This window comes from Aeromonas sp. ASNIH4 (assembly GCF_002934425.1).
In the GTDB taxonomy this organism is placed as follows: Bacteria; Pseudomonadota; Gammaproteobacteria; order Enterobacterales; family Aeromonadaceae; genus Aeromonas; species Aeromonas hydrophila.
On sequence record NZ_CP026217.1, the window covers coordinates 112,258 to 129,869 of the forward strand.

At 64.6% G+C, this 17,612-nt stretch carries 16 protein-coding genes; 9 read left to right on the forward strand and 7 right to left on the reverse strand.

All coding sequences use genetic code 11. The features are described 5' to 3' along the window. Positions 1-55: 55 nt before the first annotated feature. Both C2U40_RS00530 and C2U40_RS00535 read right to left on the reverse strand, forming a co-directional pair. On the reverse strand, positions 56-1,213 hold the full coding sequence (locus C2U40_RS00530; RefSeq protein WP_103827308.1) for a competence/damage-inducible protein A: 1,158 nt from the start codon (positions 1,211-1,213) through the stop codon (positions 56-58). 59 nt (positions 1,214-1,272) lie between these two features. Beyond that, entirely contained in the window at positions 1,273-2,511 is a 1,239-nt protein-coding gene (locus C2U40_RS00535; RefSeq protein ID WP_016349264.1) for an HD-GYP domain-containing protein, read from the reverse strand. Between the two features lie 144 nt (positions 2,512-2,655). Here C2U40_RS00535 and metA point away from each other — a divergent pair, with 144 nt between their 5' ends. Further along, entirely contained in the window at positions 2,656-3,609 is a 954-nt protein-coding gene (gene metA / locus C2U40_RS00540) for a homoserine O-acetyltransferase MetA (RefSeq protein ID WP_017408885.1), read from the forward strand. Positions 3,610-3,617: 8 nt separating this feature from the next. Here metA and C2U40_RS00545 read toward each other — a convergent pair whose 3' ends face one another. Next, positions 3,618-4,136: a cyclin-dependent kinase inhibitor 3 family protein gene (locus C2U40_RS00545; RefSeq protein ID WP_181014747.1), complete on the reverse strand. Its 519-nt coding sequence runs from the start codon at positions 4,134-4,136 to the stop codon at positions 3,618-3,620. Positions 4,137-4,295: 159 nt separating this feature from the next. Here C2U40_RS00545 and C2U40_RS00550 point away from each other — a divergent pair, with 159 nt between their 5' ends. Further along, entirely contained in the window at positions 4,296-4,766 is a 471-nt protein-coding gene (locus C2U40_RS00550) for an Lrp/AsnC family transcriptional regulator (protein ID WP_011704464.1), read from the forward strand. Between the two features lie 57 nt (positions 4,767-4,823). Here the strand turns inward: C2U40_RS00550 and C2U40_RS00555 are convergent, their stop codons facing one another. Further along, complete coding sequence (locus tag C2U40_RS00555) at positions 4,824-6,788, reverse strand: LTA synthase family protein (protein ID WP_103827310.1); 1,965 nt, start codon at positions 6,786-6,788, stop codon at positions 4,824-4,826. A gap of 259 nt (positions 6,789-7,047) precedes the next feature. On the opposite strand from C2U40_RS00555, the gene C2U40_RS00560 reads away from it, so the two are divergent. From C2U40_RS00560 to C2U40_RS00570, 3 genes are all read left to right on the forward strand, one after another. Continuing rightward, positions 7,048-7,305 carry a DUF2442 domain-containing protein gene (locus C2U40_RS00560; RefSeq protein ID WP_011704466.1) on the forward strand — a complete coding sequence of 86 codons (258 nt, stop codon included), beginning with the start codon at positions 7,048-7,050 and terminating at the stop codon, positions 7,303-7,305. Positions 7,306-7,550: 245 nt separating this feature from the next. Next, positions 7,551-9,518, forward strand: coding sequence for a TonB-dependent copper receptor (locus C2U40_RS00565; protein WP_103827311.1), 1,968 nt, complete (start codon positions 7,551-7,553; stop codon positions 9,516-9,518). A gap of 123 nt (positions 9,519-9,641) precedes the next feature. Further along, positions 9,642-11,261 carry an alpha-amylase family protein gene (locus tag C2U40_RS00570; RefSeq protein WP_167825294.1) on the forward strand — a complete coding sequence of 540 codons (1,620 nt, stop codon included), beginning with the start codon at positions 9,642-9,644 and terminating at the stop codon, positions 11,259-11,261. A 54-nt stretch (positions 11,262-11,315) separates the two neighbouring features. Here the strand turns inward: C2U40_RS00570 and C2U40_RS00575 are convergent, their stop codons facing one another. Together C2U40_RS00575 and C2U40_RS00580 are read right to left on the reverse strand one after the other, a co-directional pair. Then, positions 11,316-11,849, reverse strand: a complete 534-nt coding sequence (locus tag C2U40_RS00575; protein ID WP_181014748.1) for an MgtC/SapB family protein — start codon at positions 11,847-11,849, stop codon at positions 11,316-11,318. A gap of 24 nt (positions 11,850-11,873) precedes the next feature. Beyond that, entirely contained in the window at positions 11,874-13,316 is a 1,443-nt protein-coding gene (locus C2U40_RS00580) for a RimK family protein (protein ID WP_102989577.1), read from the reverse strand. Positions 13,317-13,502: 186 nt separating this feature from the next. Between C2U40_RS00580 and C2U40_RS00585 the strand changes: the two genes are divergently transcribed. The 3 genes from C2U40_RS00585 to C2U40_RS00595 are packed head-to-tail and all read left to right on the forward strand — an operon-like array spanning position 13,503 to position 15,024. Continuing rightward, a complete protein-coding gene (locus C2U40_RS00585; RefSeq protein WP_024946079.1) occupies positions 13,503-13,961 on the forward strand; it encodes a GNAT family N-acetyltransferase in 459 nt (152 codons plus the stop codon). Positions 13,962-13,975: 14 nt separating this feature from the next. Continuing rightward, positions 13,976-14,221 (forward strand): DUF3624 domain-containing protein, encoded by a 246-nt coding sequence (locus tag C2U40_RS00590; RefSeq protein WP_016349272.1) that lies wholly within the window; start codon positions 13,976-13,978, stop codon positions 14,219-14,221. Positions 14,222-14,277: 56 nt separating this feature from the next. Further along, complete coding sequence (locus C2U40_RS00595) at positions 14,278-15,024, forward strand: SDR family oxidoreductase (RefSeq protein WP_103827314.1); 747 nt, start codon at positions 14,278-14,280, stop codon at positions 15,022-15,024. Positions 15,025-15,085: 61 nt separating this feature from the next. On the opposite strand, the gene C2U40_RS00600 is transcribed toward C2U40_RS00595, so the two are convergent. Further along, positions 15,086-16,558 (reverse strand): C69 family dipeptidase, encoded by a 1,473-nt coding sequence (locus C2U40_RS00600; protein ID WP_146054359.1) that lies wholly within the window; start codon positions 16,556-16,558, stop codon positions 15,086-15,088. A gap of 465 nt (positions 16,559-17,023) precedes the next feature. Here C2U40_RS00600 and C2U40_RS00605 point away from each other — a divergent pair, with 465 nt between their 5' ends. Further along, complete coding sequence (locus C2U40_RS00605; RefSeq protein ID WP_103827316.1) at positions 17,024-17,476, forward strand: hypothetical protein; 453 nt, start codon at positions 17,024-17,026, stop codon at positions 17,474-17,476. Positions 17,477-17,612: the final 136 nt, after the last annotated feature.

Consider the following 17,612-nt stretch of genomic DNA (forward strand, 5'->3'; position numbering starts at 1 on the left):
GAAGGGTAAGAACCTGGCTGCTGGCTGCTGGCTGCTGGCTGCTGGCTGCTGGCTGTTAGCGGCTGGCGGTGCGGGCCAGGGTGCGGTAGTCGCCGAGCACAGGCAAGCCTTGCAGCTGGCGGCGCAGCATGTCGAGGGCTGCGAAGGCGAGGATCCGGCGACCGCTGTCGGGATCCGGGTGGCTGACTTTGAGGGTCTGGCCGAACTGTTGCCCGTCGACGCAGAGCAGCAGCGGCACGCCGTCTGGGCCTGCGCGGCCTATGGTCAGGCTGAGGGGGGCCGCGGGCGCCGCCAGCTGCGCCAGCTCGCTGGTCAGGGTGTGGTTGAAGCTGGCCGTCAGGGCCGAATGCGGGTGGCACATGGCCAGCAGGGCGCCCCGGCTCTCCCCCTCCAGCAGCGTCAGCGGTTTACCCCCCAGCAGAGCCAGGATCTGCTGCGCCGGCTCCTCATCGCCCCGTCCTACCAGCCAGGGCTTGATGGCCGCAAGCAGCCGCGCCTCGGCGGCGTCCATGTCCGCCGCGCTGGCGCCGTGGCCAATAAGCTTCAGCTCGATGAGCGGCATGGAGGAGCGATAGCCCAGCTCAATGCCGGCGGGCCAGGGAGCGGCATCCAGCATGTCGCTGAGGGCCGACTCGGAGACGCCGAAGGTATAAAAACGGCGCAGTTCGGTGTCGGTCTGTTCGCCGGCCAGCGCCTTGAGGCGCGGCATGATCTGCTCGCGCACCATCTGCTTGAATTCGAACGGCACGCCCGGGGTGAAGAAGAGCCGGCTTGGGCCCTGATGGCCTGTGTGGGTGACCACAAAGCCGCAGGCGGTACCGACCGGGTTGTCGAGGATCTCGCACTCCTGTGGCAGCCAGGCCTGTTTGGCGTTGCTGGCGGGCATGGGCCTGCCCCGGCTGGCGTAGCGCGCTTCGATGGTAGCGAGCCAGTCCGGGAACAGGGTGAGCGGCTGGTCGAAGGCTTCGGCTGCCGCCTGGGCGGTGAGATCGTCGGCGGTGGGGCCGAGCCCGCCGCACACCAGCACCACCTCGGCGCGGCTGGCGCTCTCTGCCAGCACGGCCTTCAAGTCCTTGAGGTTGTCCCCCACGGTGACGCGGCGGCGCACCTGCCAGCCCTGCTCCAGCAACAGGGCGCTCAGCCAGGCGGCGTTGGTGTCCACCACCAGGCCCGTCACTATTTCGTCTCCGGTGCTGATGATTTCGATGCGCATGGCGGGCTCCTCGGGGCTGACGGCTGGACTGGGGGGGGCCACCTGGGTGGCCGGGTCGATCAGGGCTTGGTGTGTTCGAAGTAGTAGCTGATGCGGGTGCGCGGGTTGAGGTACTCAAACACCGCCGGCGGCAGCCGCTTGGGATGGATCACCTTGGCGATGGAGAGTTCGGCCTGCTGCAGGTCGATGATGGCCGCCTCCTGGCGCGGGATGCGCGGATCGTACACCAGCACCGAGGGGTAGAGCAGGCGAGAGGCGTTGACCGACATCACCAGCCCCACCTGGCCGTTGGAGAGCTGGACCACGCTGCCGGGCGGGTAGATCCCCATCAGCCGGATCAGCATGCTGAGGTATTCCGGATTGAACTGGGCCTTGCGCTGCTTGTAGAGGCCGCTCAGGGCCGAGTAGGGCACCTTGGCCTGCATGTGGCAGAGGTTATCGTACTCGTTGATGAGCGACACAATCTGGGTGAGCGGATCGAGCTGCCCCTTCTTGAGCCCCTCCGGCCCGCTGCCGTCCAGGTATTCGTGGTGGTGCAGCACTATGCCCTTCGCCTCGGCCGGGAAGTCCTTGGCCAGATTGAGCAGATCCAGCCCGTAGCGCGGGTGCTGGGCCATCAGGTTCTGCTCCGGCTTGGTGAGCGGCTCGGTCTTGCGCAGGATCTGGCTCGGGATCTTCAGCTTGCCGATGTCGTGGAACAGGGCCCCCATGCCGACCTGGCGGATCTCGTCGGCCGACATGTTGCACTCCTTGGCCAACAGCATGCTGAGCACGCTGACGTTGAGGGAGTGGAAGTAGAGGTTGTTGCCGTCCTCGCTGTCGGAGACCAGGTGCAGCACCATCTCGTCCACCGACAGCAGCTGCTCGGTCATGGCGTTGATCAGCTCCTGCGCCTCGCCGATGGCGTTGAGGGGGCGGGACTGGATCTTGCTCATCACGTTGCGCACCTGGGCCAGCGACTGCTGGAACTGCTTCTCGCACTGCTGCAGATCGCGGCGATACTGCTGCAGCTGCTCGATGCGACGCTCCTTCTCCAGCTGCATTTCGGCCTGACGCTGGGAGGTATCCGGCGCCTCTACCGGCTGAGCCTGGATCTGGTTCAGCGGTTTGGGTGGGGCGTCGCTCTTGTCGGGGATGATGGTCACGAGCTTGAGACCGAGCCGGCGAATGAGCTCGATCTCCTCTTCATTCTTGAGTTTGAAGCTGGAAAACAGGAAGGGGTGTTCGCGCCAGCCAAGTGGCAGAGAAACGTAATTGCCGACTTGCAGCCGGTCTACTGAAATCTTGATACCTGTCATTGTCTTGGATGCGAGAGACACACTGAGCCGTATGCTAGTCAAAGGTGGGGGTGAATACAAAAGGTATCTGATGACAGGGTGGGTGCTTTATTATAGGCTTCTGGATGTCCAGACATATTTACCGATGCAGTACAGGGAGTAAGCATGCCGATCAAGATCCCGGATCAGTTACCCGCCGCCGAAGTGCTGGGGCAGGAGAACATCTTCGTGATGACGGAATCCAGGGCCGTCACCCAGAACATCCGCCCGCTGCGGGTGTTGATCCTCAACCTGATGCCCAAGAAGATTGAAACCGAGATCCAGCTGATGCGGATGCTCTCCAACTCGCCGTTGCAGGTGGACGTGGATCTGCTGCGCATCGACGATCGGGAGTCGAAGAACACGCCCCAGGCGCACCTGGAGAACTTCTATCACGACTTCGAACAGGTACGCGGCAACAACTACGACGGCATGATCATCACGGGGGCGCCGCTCGGGCTGGTGGAGTTCGAGGAGGTGGTTTACTGGCCGCGCATCGTCGAGATCATCGAGTGGTCCCATCAGCACGTGACCTCCACCCTGTTCCTCTGCTGGGCGGTGCAGGCGGCGCTGAAAGCCCTGTACGGCATGGAGAAGCAGACCCACGGCGAGAAGCTGTCCGGGGTCTATCGCCACCACCGGCTCGACGAGCACGAACCGCTGCTGCGCGGCTTCGACGACGAGTTTGTGGCGCCTCACTCCCGCTATGCGGCGTTCGACGGGGATCTGATCCGCGCCCACACCGATCTGCAGATCTTTGCCGAATCGGCAGAGGCCGGGGTCTATCTGGCGGCCACCAAGGATTGTCGTCAGGTGTTCGTCACCGGTCACCCGGAATACGATGCGCTGACCCTGGATGGCGAATACCAGCGGGATCTGGCGGCCGGGCTTGCGCCCGTCATTCCGGTCAACTACTACCCGGACAACGACCCAACCCGAACCCCGCGTGCCAGCTGGCGCAGCCACGGTCACCTGCTGTTTTCCAACTGGCTCAACTACTACGTCTATCAGCTCACCAGCTATCGCGTCGAGGATATCGGCAAGGTGTTTACCTATCAGCAGAACTCGCCGTCGAGGTAGGGACTGGCTCAGTCGCCCTCGGCCAGCCGCGCCGCCAGCCCGTCGAGCCACTGGCGGTGGCAGGCCAGGGTGAAGGCCTTGGGCCGATGGGCCCGGATGGCGGCCATCGCCTCCTGCTGGGGCTGGCCCAGGCTCATCAGCAGGGCCGCCGCCACCAGCCCGGTGCGGCCGCTGCCGCCCTTGCAGTGGATGACCAGGTGCTTGCCGTCCCGCAGCAATCCGATGAGGTCTGGCAGTGCCTGCTGCCAGGCGGCCTCGAAGGCGGCATCGGGAGCCTGATCGTCCTCGATGGGCAGCTGGAACCAGCGCATGCCGGCGGCCTCGATCTGCTGGCCAAGCCTGCCCAGTTCAAGCCGGGCCAGTTCGGCATCGGTCATCAGGGTCAGCACGCCGTGCGCCCCCGCCAGCTTGAGCTGGCCCAGCGCCAGTGGCAGCGCCACCTGCTGGGTGCCGGGGCAGGGGGTCAGCAGCAGCTGGCCATCGACGCGGGGGACTTCCTGGCTCCAGAAGGGGTGAGACGGGTGCATAAAGATCCTTATGACGCCAGCAACGGCGAGGCAAGCCGGGCCTGACCCGGTTTTTGAGTGCGCCAAAGCATAGGGGGCGCGGCCCCGATGTCAATCTGCGTTGTGTTCGGCCCGGTTTACGGGCAGAGTCTAAAAAATTGAGCGGTTCAAGGAGTAAAGATGAGAAACCTGGATCAACTGGATTTGGATATCCTGGCCCATCTGTTTCGCGATGCGGGCATGACCAACAAGGATCTGGCCGCGCTGGTCGGGGTGGCACCGTCCACCTGTCTGGAACGGGTACGCAAGCTGCAGCAGGACGGGGTGCTCAAGGGCGCCCACTGCGAGGTGGATTACCAGGCCCTCGGCGGTCACATCCAGGCCATGGTGTCGCTGCAGTTGGCCCGCCACAGCCGCCAGATCATCGATGCGTTTCGCGACGCCATCCTGGCCCTGCCCGAGGTGATCAGCCTGTTCCACATGGGCGGCAAGGATGACTTCCTGGTGCATCTGTGCGTCGCCGACACCGAGCACCTGCGCAACTTCGTGTTCGATCACTTCACCTCCCGCGAAGAGGTGGTGCACCTGGAGACCTCGCTGGTGTTCGAGCACAAGTTCAGCCGCTCGCTGCCCTGCTTCCTCAACACCTGACGCCCCGTCTGCCTCCTACAAAAAACCCGCCAATCGGCGGGTTTTGTTTTATGGCGCTCAGTTCAGCACGGTGCGGGTATCCGGCGCCGTCCGGTAGAGCCCCTGCTGGTAGGCGAGGCTGCCCCACAGCGCCAGGCCGAGGGCGGCATCCTTCATGGTGGCCGGCTGCGGCGCCGGGGTGAGCGTCTCTGTCGCATCCTCATAGATGAAGCCTTCCGGCGCTCGCTCCGGCTGCAGGATCACCACGTCCTTGCCGCGCATCAGGGCGAAGTTCTTGTCGTACTGCATGATGGCGCGGCCCGGCCAGTCGGCGGGCATGCGGGTCAGATCCTTGCCGAGCATGGGGTAGTCGGCGCTGATCCCCATCAGGGAGAGCAGGGTCGGCGCCATGTCGATCTGGCTGACGATGCGCGGATCCTGTCTCGGCGCTATGCCGTCACCCACGATGACGCCCGGAATGTGGAAGCGGGGGATGGGCACCAGGCTGGCGCCGCTGACCCGGCTGTCGTGATCGGCGATGACCAGGAACAGGGTGTCCTTCCAGTATTCGGACTGTTTCGCCTTCTTGAAAAACTCGCCGATGGCGTAGTCCGCGTACTTGGCGGCGTTGTTGCGAGTCTGCTTGGGCTGCTCATAGAGGGCGATGCGATCGTCAGGAAACTCGAACGGATCGTGGTTGCTCGAGCTGAACACCAGGCTGAAGAAGGGTTTGCCCTGCTTGCTGAGCGCCTGGAAGGTCTCGTCGGCCTTGGCCATCAGATCTTCGTCAGAGGCGCCCCAGGAGCCCTCGAACACCGGGTTCTTGAAGTCCTTCTGCTCGACGATGGTGGTGAAGCCGTTGCCGAGGAAGAAGCTGCGCATGTTGTCGAAGTGGCTCTCGCCGCCGTAGATGAAGCTGGTGTCGTAGCCCCGCTGCTTGAGCAGATCGGCGATGGTGAAGAAGTTGGTCTGGCTGCGGCCGAGCTTGACCACGGCCTGGGCCGGGGTCGGCGTGAAGCCGGTCAGCACCGCCTCGATGCCGCGCACCGAGCGGGTGCCGGTGGCGTAGAGCTGCTCGAACGCCCAACCCTCTTTCGACAAGGCATCGATGTTGGGGGTGAGCGGCAGGCCGCCGAGGGAGCCGACGAACTGGGCGCCCAGGCTCTCCTGCAACAGGATCACCAGGTTCTTTGGCTTGCCGCCGTAGCTGGCCTCGTTGAAGGTCTGGCTGGGCAGGGTGTCGGAGCTGAATTCATGGGATTCGCGGCCGCTCTCCTGGCGAACCAGATCCAGAATGCGCTGACGGGGTAGCTCGTCGTAGAACTGGCCGGCATCCTCCTCGGCCCGCATCTGCTTGATGGCGAAGAACAGGGAGTAGGAGGAGTTGACGGTGAGCGCATTGACCAGCGGATCGCTGGCAAACGCCACCATGGCCGGGTTGAGGGCACGGTGACCCAGGCTGGAGCGGGCACCGAGAAAACCGATGGCGAGGATCAGCAGGGCGAAGGCGGGCCGCCAGTACCAGCGTGGGAAGCTGATGCCGCGCAGCAAGCGGCCACTCAGCCACCAGCCGCCCGCCAGCACGGCGCCGCTGAACAGCAGTGCCAGCAGCAGCTCCCCTTTGCGGCCGGCCCACAGCATGGCGAACACCTCTTTGGGATAGATGAGGTATTCGATGTAGAGGCGATTGGGCCGCACCCCGTACTCGGTCACGAAGGAGGGAGTGGAGATCTCCAGGAAGAGCAGCAGCCAGAGCCCCAGGGTCAGCCAGACCCGGATGAACTGCAGCCAGGCACGGCCCACGGCATGGGGGCCGGCCAGCAGCAGGGTGAACACGGCGGGCACGCCCCACAGCCAGCAGAGGGTAGCGAAGTCGACCCGCAGCCCCTGCAGCAGCATCTCCTGCCAGCCGGCGACGGCGTCGACCCGCTCCAGCTGCCAGAGGCCGAGCGCGAGCCGGCTGATGGAGAGAGAGACGAGCGCGATCAATGAAAAAACGGCGATGGGCCAAAACGGTCCCAGCCATCGTCTGATAGTGGTCATTGTTGTTCCTACAAGCCTGTTTGCACCCGTCCACGGGCGCATTGTTTTTATATTGCAGGGTTATGACAGCGGGCCCGGGGAAAGGTTGCGGGTAGGTGCTGTTTAAAAGGATGTTTTGGCACGATTTATGATTTTTATGTGAGGGCGCGCAGGGTTCGAAGACAGCATAAACGGCTGGAAAAACTGTGATCCTGCCGGCAAAGCGGTGCGGGGGGCTTATCTATAATGGCGCCGAATTTTCTCAATCGGAGCCGAAGGGATGCCGGTCTTTATCGATGTGGAATATTTGCAAGGGTGGAGCCTGTTCGTGGTGCTCTCGGACGGTACCACGGGGGCGCTGGACCTGACCCCCTGGCGCACCCAGCCGCTGTTCGCGGCGCTGGATTCGGAGCGGCGCTGCGCCCGGGTCTTCATCAATCGCCACCACCAGCTGGAGTGGCCCGCCGGCTGCATCCTGTCGGCCCACGAGGTCTATCACCTGATCAAGCCCATCGACGAGCGGGAAGCGTTCAGCTAACCCCCTGTTTTTGTGAGCCATCCCAAGATTCCTGTAACGGGAATGTTTGAGCGTTTGCCTTCCTCACCCAATTTGGGTAAAACCTGCGCAACATTTTGCCAACCCTAGCTTGGCTTCGCCTCAGAGGGCTTGCCGCCACCGCGCCGCAGGCCTTTTTTGCAGCCTGACGGCAAACATTCCAGTTACTGAATGGTTTGTTGGTTGAAATTAAAAAAACAAAATAAACAAAGAGATAAGGAAAGAGTATGGCTTGTCATATGCGCACCCCGCTGGCCCTGCTGGTGGGCGGTTTCGCCTGTCACGGCGCCGCCGGCCAAGAGCCTGTCCAGCAACTGGAGCCCATGGTGGTGGTCGCCAGCCGCCCCGTCAGCACCCTGGAGGTGACCCTGGATCCCAAGAAGCCGGGCTCCCCCATGCCGGCGGCCGACGGCGCCGGTTACCTCAAGAACGTCACCGGCATGAGCATGGTGCGCAAGGGGGGGCTGGGCGGCGATCCCGTGCTGCGGGGGATGGGCATGTCCCGCCTCAACGTGCAGATGGATGGCGGCATGCTGGCCGGTGGCTGCGGCGGCCGCATGGACCCGCCCACCGCCTACGTTTTTCCCCAATCCTTCGACCGGATCCGGGTGCTGAAGGGGCCGCAATCCCTCGAGCAGGGGGCCACTCTGGCGGGTACCGTGCTGTTCGAGCGGGACAGGCCCGAGTTCACCGCCCCCGGCGTCAAGGCCGAGGCATCGGCGCTCTATGGCAGCTTCGGGCGCGACGACCAGATGCTGGATGCCACAGTAGGGGCGCCGCAGGGCTATCTGCGCGGCCAGTTCACCCACTCCGACAGCGATGACTATCGGGACGGCCACGGCGACAAGGTGCGCTCCTTCTACCGGCGCGAGAACGGCACCGCCCAGCTCGGCTGGACGCCCAGTGAGCACACCTGGCTCGAACTCACCGCCGAGCGCAGCAACGCCCGCGCCGCCTATGCGGATCGCACCATGGACGGCCCCATGTTTGACCGCGAATCCTTCGGGCTCAAGCTCAGGCAGGAGCAGATCAGCCGCCACTGGCAGCGCAGCGAGCTGACCCTGTGGGACAACGACATCGACCACATCATGGACAACTTCAGCCTGCGCCCGAACAGCGGCATGAAGATGCTCTCTAACCCGGACCGGCGCAACACCGGCGGGCGCTGGGCCAACGACATCGCCCTGCCAGCCGACTGGCTGCTGACCGCCGGGCTCGATGCCAACCGGGATCAGCACAGGGCCCGCAGCGGGGTGGATTACGCCAGCCAGCCGCGCCAGCGCACCCTGCGCTTCGAGCAGCAGGGCGGCTTTGCCGAGCTGGGCCGTCAGCAGGGGGCCCACAGTTACAAGGGGGGTTACCGGCAGGACAGGGTCGAGACCACCCGTTACGGCGCGGGGGATCAGACCCTCTACAGCGATACCCTGACCCTGGACAGCGGCTTTGGCCGCTACGAATACCAGTGGTCGCCGGCCTGGTCGAGCTACCTGGCCTGGGGCCAGGCCAAGCGAGCGCCGGACTACTGGGAGCGCAGCAAGGACAGCGTGCCCTTCACCCTCAACCCTGAGCGCAGCCGCCAGTGGGATGCGGGGCTGGCCCTGCGCAGTCGCGAACTGGATCTGACCCTCTCCCTCTTTAGCGCCGACATTCAGGACTACCTGCTCTATAACAACAAGTCGAACAAGGTGCGCAACATCGACGCCCAGACCCGCGGTGGCGAGCTGGAAGGGCGCTGGCAGTTTGCCGAGCAGTGGCGCCTCGATGGCGGTCTGGCGGTGGTTTACGGCGAAAACCAAAGCGATCACCAGCCGCTGGCCCAGATGCCACCCCTCGACGGCAAGCTGGCGCTGGGCTGGCAGCCGGCCGAGGCGTGGAACCTGACCCTGCTGGGCCGCGCCGTGGCCGCGCAGGATCGGGTCGATGTGGGCTCTGGCACGGTAGCCGGGCAGGATCAGGGGGAGACCCCTGGCTTCTTCACCATGAACCTGAGCGCCGCCTGGCAGTTCCAGCCGGGCTGGCAGCTGTCGGCCGGGGTCGACAACCTGTTCGACACCTTCTACTACGAGCACCTCTCCAAGTCGGTGCACGCCAGTCAGGCCGGGCTGGGCTACGAGCAGGTGGGGCGGATTCCGGAGCCGGGTCGCGCCTACTGGCTCTCGGTCAGTTACCGTTTCGCCTCGGCCGGCGTGCTCTAGGTCGGCGCGCCAACCGACTGAGCCAGGTAACGTTTTCAGTCACAGACCCGTGCGGACGGGGCCGCTATCATGGCCCCAGTGCGGCGCTTTGGGCGCCGATACCACCACAGCGGGAACATAACAATGAAACAAGGAACGTTGCGCCATGGCGGCCTCATCGGGGCCGCCCTGTTATTGACGGCTTGCGGCAGCGGAGGCGGGAGCGGCTCCAGCGAGCCCCAGCAGCCCCCGGTCACCAACCCGCCGCCGGCCACCGCCAGCCGCGCCTGCTACGGCAATGATCAGCCGGCCTGCAATCTGCGCACCTATCAGGTGATGGTGGAGTCGTTCGTCGACGGCGACGGCAGCGCCAACTACGGCGTCGGTTACGGCCCCTCCCAGCACAACGGCGATCTGCAGGGGATCATCGACAGCCTGGACCACATCAAGAGCCTCAACGTCAATGCCATCTGGCTGACCCCGGTGTTCGACTCCTGCGCGGGGCAAGGCGGTGACGACAAGCTGGATGCCACCGGCTACTTCGCCTGCGACTTCTTCAACGTGGATCCCAACTTCGGCAGCAACGTCCAGCTTAAGAAGCTGGTGGACGGAGCGCATCAGCGCGGCCTCTACGTCTTCCTCGACGGGGTGTTCGGCCACGTCAACAAGGTGGGGGTGAGCAAGCCTTCTCCCGAAGGACGGCTGCCCGCCCTCAAGAGCGGCGGGGCCGGTTATCCCGGCCAGCTGGTGGATTACAGCCAGCCCCAGAGCCTCGCCTACTTCAAGGAGGTGGCCCGCTACTGGGTCGAGCAGTACGGCATCGATGGCTGGCGCCTCGATCAGGCCTATCAGCTCGGCCTCGACGACTGGCGCGCCATTCGCAGCGAAGTGGAGCGGGCCAGCGCGGCGCGCAAGACCGCCGGCCAGCAGTGGGGCACCCTCGGCTACATGGTGGGCGAGGTGTGGAAGGGCGCCGACGAGATCCGCGCCCAGGCATATGGGCCGAGCGACAACCCGGCGCTCTCTTCGGCGTTCGACTTCCCGCTGCGTTACGGCCTGGTGCAGGCGCTGGCGGTGGAGGAGTCCGGCAAGGGCGGGCAGGGGGCCAGCGTACTCGACGCCAGCTGGAACAAGGTGGAGAACTACCCGAATCACGCCATGCCCAACCTGATGCTGGGCAACCACGATCTGGTGCGCTTCGGCGATCTGCTGGAGCGCGGCAACTTCAATCCGGCGGATTACTGGCAGCGCCACAAGGCGGCCTTCAGCTTCCTGGCGGCCCGCTCCGGCCCCATCACCCTCTACTACGGCGAGGAGTTTGGCGACGAGGTGCCAGGCTTTGCCAAGCAGGTGGGGGGCGACTGCGCCGCGCAGGGGCTCTGCGACGATCACGTGGCCCGCAGCGATGGCAAGGTGCCGGGCGCCACCGGCTTCGTGCCGAGCAGCGAGCAGAGCGAGCTGAAACAGTGGCTCAGCCAGCTGCTGGCCCTGCGTGCCGCCCACCCCGCCCTCTATCAGGGGGAGCGGGTCAAGCTGGTGGCCGAGGGGAGCGTCTATGGCGACATCAAGCAGACGGCGGCGGAGCAAGTAGTCTACCTGCTCAACGTCTCCGGCACGCCCCAGAGCTACGCGGTGCCGGTCGGCAAGCTGCGCAGTGCCAGCGCCCTGGTGGATCTGCAAAGCGGCGAGAGCCTGGCCATCGGTGGCAGCAGCGTGACGGTGGATTTGCCGCCGCTGAGCGGCCGCTTCCTGCTGGTGCGCTGAGCGAGGTTGGCAACAAAAAGGGCTCCGTGATGGAGCCCTTTTTCGTGGGGGAGGTTACTTCTCGATGCCGCTGCCGAGTTCGTCCTGATGGGGGGTGGCCTGCGCGTGGCCATTGCCGTGCCGCCAGCTCTCCAGCCGGTTGTGCACCCCGCGGCGCAGGCTCTTGAAGCTGGTCTCCAGGTAGTCCACCCCCACCAGGATGGAGAGGGTAACGCCGGTGAGCAGCAGTGCCTGGTGCAGCATCTGCATGCCGATGAGGGCGCCGAGGGCCGCCAGCATCCAGACGGTGGCGGCGGAGGTGACCCCCAGTACCTGCCCATCCCGGGTCATCATCACCCCGGCGCCGAGAAAGCCGATGCCGGTGATGAGCTGGCCCAGCACCCGCGCCTGATCGGCGCTCTGGGGGCTGACGGCGGCACCGATGGCGAGAAAGCAGTAGGTGCCGAGGATGATGAGCGAGGAGGTGCGGATGCCGACCGGCTTGCCGCGCAGCTGCCGTTCCAGCCCCACCAGGGTGCCGCACACCAGACAGACCAGGATGTTCTCCCAGCCAAGGGGAGCAATGTCCCACCAATCAGTCGTCATCATATCCACCTCTGCTCTCGATGCTTGTTATCCGGCCGCGCTCTGCCCCCGGTTTTCCAGCCGCTGGCGGAAGGCCCGGGCGAGGCGCTCGTAGAGGTCCTTTGCCTCTCTGTCCTCAATATCGCCACGTATCCAGGGATTGTCGATGATTTCCAGCAGCACGCAGTCACGCCCCTGCTGGCGCAGATCCACCCCGAACAGGCCGTTGCCGAGCTGATGCACCGCGCGGCGAGCGGTTTGCAGCACCCGCTCCGGCACCTCGTTCAGTGGCAGCGCCTCAATGCGGCTCATGTCGAGAGGGTGCTTGCGGCGGCGGATGCGGTTGCCGGGCTCGGGGCGGAAACGGCGGCAGGCAAACAGCGGCGAGCCGTCGAGAAAGCCGATGCGCCAGTCGAACTCGGCGGGGATCCGGCTCTGCACCAGCAGCAGGGCGGAGCGGGCCAGCCCCTCGTCCAAGAGGCGGGCCAGCTGCTGTTCGTCGCTGGCCATGGCCAGATCTCGTCCCTGCGCCCCGTCGGGCACTTTCACCATCAGCGGCAGGCCGAGCCGCTGCACCAGCTCGTCCACGTGGTGGCGGCCGCGGCGGGTCACCACCATGGTGGGCGGCATGGGCACACCGCTGCGCACCATCAGCTCGTAGAGATAGAGCTTGTTGCTGCAGGCGAGGATGGCGCGGGAGCTGTCGATCACCGGCATCTTGAGTTGCTCGGCGCGGCGGGCAAATTCGAAGGTGTAGTGGCCGACCGCGGTCTCGGAGCGCAGCCAGAGGGTGTCGAACTCCGGCAGCCGCTCGATGGCGGACGGCGCCAGGATCTCGGCCCGGATCCCCTGCGCCGCGGCCGCCTGGATGAAGCGATCCAGCGCCACTGCATCACTGCTGGCACGACCGTCGTTGGGGTCGACCAGGATGGCAAGCTGGTAGAGCGGCGCCGCCTGCTCCTCGTCACCGGTGCCCACCAGCGCCTGGGCGTGGTGCAGCATCAGCGCCTTCTCGCTTGGGCTCAGCGCCAGCGGCGACAGGCTCTGCTGCTGGCGCACCGACCAGCCGTGGCGGCCGCGCTTGAGGGTCAGCTCCTGCAGCGGCAGCTGGCTCAGGCCGTAGTAGTAGCGGGCCAGCCCCGCCAGCTCGCTCTGCTCGCACTGGCCGAAAATGGCGCGTACCCGGATCCTGTCTTCGCTCTGCTGGGCCAGCCAGCCCTGTAGCTTGCGCCACAGCTTGGCTGGCGGCTGCTGGGGTTGCAGCTGGCTGATGGCCTGCAAACCCGGCAGGCAGTGGTGGCCGCGGGCCTGGGCCAGCAGCGAGCAGTAGTAGCCGGCGCTGAGGTGCTCCAGATTGCGGCAGAGGTTGATGATGCGGGGGCGGCCACCGGTGGTGGGCACCCCGTGTTGCAGGTAGGTGCGGGCGGTCAGCAGATAATCGGCATGGCAAGGCCAGTCGCCCGGCTCTTCGACGATGACGTAGGTACTCATTTTTTCGGCTCCACAGATGAAACTGCCTTACGCGGCAGGATCCCCAGTGGGCTTCGATGCACCGACAAGCACGACAATGGCGCGAGGGGAAACAAGAGGTTACAGTGCCTAATATGCCGCCTTGGTAACTTGTGATACAAGTCGCATTTTTGGTGATGAAGATAAATAACCGAACAAGGACTCCCCGTGTTGACCGTGCGCGCGGCCCGGACCGATGATCTGGGCGCCATCGTTAAGCTGGAACGCTACTGTTTTCCCCCCGAAGTCGCCTTTGGCCGCAGCCGCTGGCACTATCTGCTGACCCACGCCAAGGGGCGTACCCTGCTGGTGCTGGACCAGCAGGAGCAGCTGATGGGCTACCTCTGCCTGCTGGAGCACAGGGGCTGGGATCGGCTGATCATCCAGACCCTCGCCATCCGCTGGACCATCCGCCGGCAAGGCTGGGCCCGCCGCCTGCTGGAGCAGGTGATCCAGGAAGGCAAAGAGGCCGGCTGGGGGGCGATCCGGCTGGAGGTCGGTGATGCCAATGAAGAGGCGCAGGCCCTCTATCGCGAGCTGGGTTTTCGGCCCAGACAGAAGCTGCCGGACTATTATGGTCACGGTCAGCACGCCCACCGGCTGGTACTGGCGCTGAAGCAGGCCTGAGAGAGGAAGAGGGGATGAGCTGCGACAACTGCCTCGCCACCGCCATCAAGGCCAAGCTGGGGCGCTGCCCGGTCTGCGCCGGCCAAACCTTCGTCATCGGCCTGGTCGGTTGGCTGGTCTGGTGGTGGTGTGGCGCCGACACCTCGGTCAACGCCCTCACCGGCCTGCTGTTCGCGCTGGGGGGATCGGGCCTGTTTTTGCTCCACCTGCTGGTGTTTGTCTGGCGCAGGGCGACCGGGCGTGAATTGAGCGATGAATGAATCAGATTGATTTCAAACAGATAAATAACAATAGCGCTGTAGATATGGAGGTTCAGATGATAGCAATGGTAACGGGCGCTTCGTCCGGGTTTGGTGAGTCCATCAGCCGTCAGCTGGTGCAGGCGGGCTACAAGGTGATCGGCACCGGCCGCCGCGGCGAACGGCTGGCGGCGCTGGCCGACGAGCTGGGCGCGCAGTTCCTGCCGCTGGTGTTCGACGTGCAGGACAAGGCGGCCACCCGCGCCGCCATCGACGGGCTGCCGGCCGAGTGGCGCGAGGTGGATCTGCTGGTCAACAACGCCGGGCTGGCGCTGGGGCTGGAGCCGGCCCACAAGGCGGATCTGGAAGACTGGGAGCAGATGATCGCCACCAACATCAGCGGTCTGACCCTGCTCACCCGATTGCTGCTGCCGGGGATGGTGGCGCGCAATCGCGGCCACGTCATCAACATCGGCTCCATCGCCGGCACCTACCCCTATCCGGGCGGCAATGTCTACGGCGCCACCAAGGCGTTCGTGAAGCAGTTCAGCCTCAACCTGCGCGCCGATCTGGCGGGCACCGCCATCCGCGTCACCAACGTGGAGCCGGGCCTGTGCGGCGGCACCGAGTTCTCCAACGTGCGCTTCCACGGTGACGATGCCAAGGCGGCCACCGTCTATCAGGGCGTGCAGGCGATCCAGCCACAAGACATCGCCAATACCGTGCTCTGGGTGAGCCAGCAGCCGGCCCACGTCAACATCAACAGCATCGAGATCATGCCGGTGGCGCAAACCTTCGGCCCGCTCAATATCAGCCGTCGCTGATGGTTGCAGCTGACGAAATAAAAGAGGCTCCCCTGGGAGCCTCTTTGCGTTGGCGAGCCGATTACAGGCTCATGATCTTCTTGAACTCCTCCGGCGAGTAATTCTGCTCGGTGCGCTTGGTGAGATCCGTCATCAGCTTGTAGCGCAGCTCTTTGGCCATCTGATAGGTCTGCTCCAGCTGGCCATAGGAGTAGTCGGCGGCCAGCCCGATGGCGGTAGCCTTGTCGCTGGCGTAGGCCTGCTTCAGGCTCTGGTCTAGCAGGGCCACTTCCTGGTAGAGCTTGCTGCTCTCCTTGCTCCAGACACCGCGCAGCAGCGGCAGGTACTTGTCCGGATCGGCGCTGGCCAGCGCGGTCAGGCTGCGGAACTGCCAGTAGGCGGAATCATCGGAGTAGCTGTCGCTGCCGCTGCGATAGGGCAGGGGGTAGGACTCCAGGGTGTTGTAGAGCGGCACCATCACCGATTCGGCCAGCACGCCGTAGCTCTGCCAGATCAATCCCTGCAGCTCTTTGGGCATCTCCTTGCGCAGCTGGATGACGTGGGATTCGAGCTGCCTGTCGATGCGGATCGGCCGCTCTGCCTTGCCCGCCAGCGGTGTGCCGTCATAGGTGGCGCTCAGCAGTTTGGCCACGTCCGGCACGGCGATGGGAGCATCCGGCTTCATAAAGAGCGGATATTGCGCTTGCCGGGTCGGCTGCGGGTGGCTGGCGGTCAGCATCTTCTGGCCGAGCCACTCCCGATCCACGTTGTAGGGGTCGGCGATGACCCCGAACGCCTTGGCGAAGTTGAACTCTTTCGGGTCGGCGTTATCCAGCAGTTTGTGTTCGCGCACGAACTCCAGCAGCTTGGGTGAGTGCAGCACATCTGCCCCGTCGAGATTGACGCCGTGGATGCGCAGGCCGTTGGCCACCATGGCGTAGCTGTCGTCCGGCACCCGCACCGCGATCCAGTGGTGGCCGGAGCCGATCTCCATCAGCCAAGCCTCGTTCACATCCGCCAGATAGAGGCTGTTGCCTTCCCCGGCGCCATATTGCTCCACATAACGGCCGAGCAGTGCGACCCCCTCTTTGGCCGTCCTGGCCTGCGGCAGGATCAGGGTGGGGATGATGGCTTCTATGATCCCTTTTTCGATCAGGGGATCGGCTTTCTGGGCCTTGTCGTTGACCTCGGCGCTGGTGGTGGCCGAGATGGCGACGTTGAACTCGTTGATGCCGCGCTCCTCGTAATACTTGCCTGCCGGGTCGCTGGACGTCGCATCCCAGTCGCGGATGGCGGAGTAGGCGAAGAAGGCCTTGGGCATCGGCACTTCCAGCCCGTTGCCCAGTTTCCAGATTGTGCCCTCGTTCTGCTGGGCGGGCCGGAAGGCCAGGTACTTGTTCCAGTTGTTGACGCCAAAATCCTCGTTTCTGGCGATCATCACGCTGCCATCGGCAGTGGCGCCCTTGCCGACGATGAGGCCGGTACAGGCGTCGGCACTGGTGCCAAGCAGGGTGAGCAGGGTGGCGGAGAGAAGACTCAAGGTGTGTTTTTTCATGGGATTGCCCGAAGCGTAACTGTGGGTGAAAGCCAGGCGGTGGGATGCAGGTCTGCCGCAGAGCGATCGGCCGCCGATACGCTGCCGGGGGATCGTGCTGCTCATGGTCGATGACGCAAACATTTCATCCATAACACTGCTTGCTGGTCGTTTTGTGCGCCGAAATTGTATGCTTCACCGGTTGTTTGTTTTGTGATCCATGAGTCGTTCCTTTGCTTTGTCTGGTAAAGCGTGAAAAAGGCAGCGATATGCACCAGAACCTGCCGATTGGGCAGCGCAGCGTCATGATTCTGACGTCGAGATGGCCATCGGGAGGCTCGAGAGCCCGTGCAAGCCGGGATCTGCACCAATCTGGCAAGTTGGCCTGCAACTTGCTGGTTTTATTGCCAATGATGGGGCCTGGCGCCTCATGCCATCGAATCAGCGACCTCGTCATGCCGGATCGGCATGCAGACTGGAGTCCCCATGGATATCAAACCCTACAGCCAGCAGCTTGCCCAGAGCGCCTCCAACAACCGCGCCCTCGCCACCCTCAGCAGTGCCGACAGCGGTCAGGGTGGCGGCTGGGAAGATCTGGTCAACCTCTCCTCCCAGCGGATCACTGGCCAGGCCCAGCAGGCGCTGACCTATGAACACCTGGCCAAGAACAGCAAGCTGCCGCCGGCGCTCGACATCGGCTCCGACAAGGGGGGCGTGATGCAGCAGCTGGTGGACAAGGCGCTCGGTTTTGATCGCAAGAAGTTCAACGAGCTAGAAGAGAAGCTCAAGACGATTGCCGACAACAAGCAGCTGACTGCCGAAGAGCGGGCGGAGCAGAGCAAGCCGCTCAACGAGCAGCGGGACGCCATGTTGCAGGATGCGATGGACCGCCTCACCGGCAAGAAGAGCAGCAGCAAGGAAGAGACCAAGAACGCCTGAACGGCGGGATGACTCGAACGGCAATCCATGGTCGGTGGGGGCAATCACTTGCCCCTGTCAGGGCACCAGCGGGTTGCTTAGGCGGCGCAGCACGGGCCGCTCTGCGCCGCCACCACGGCAGCAAAAAAGGGAGGGC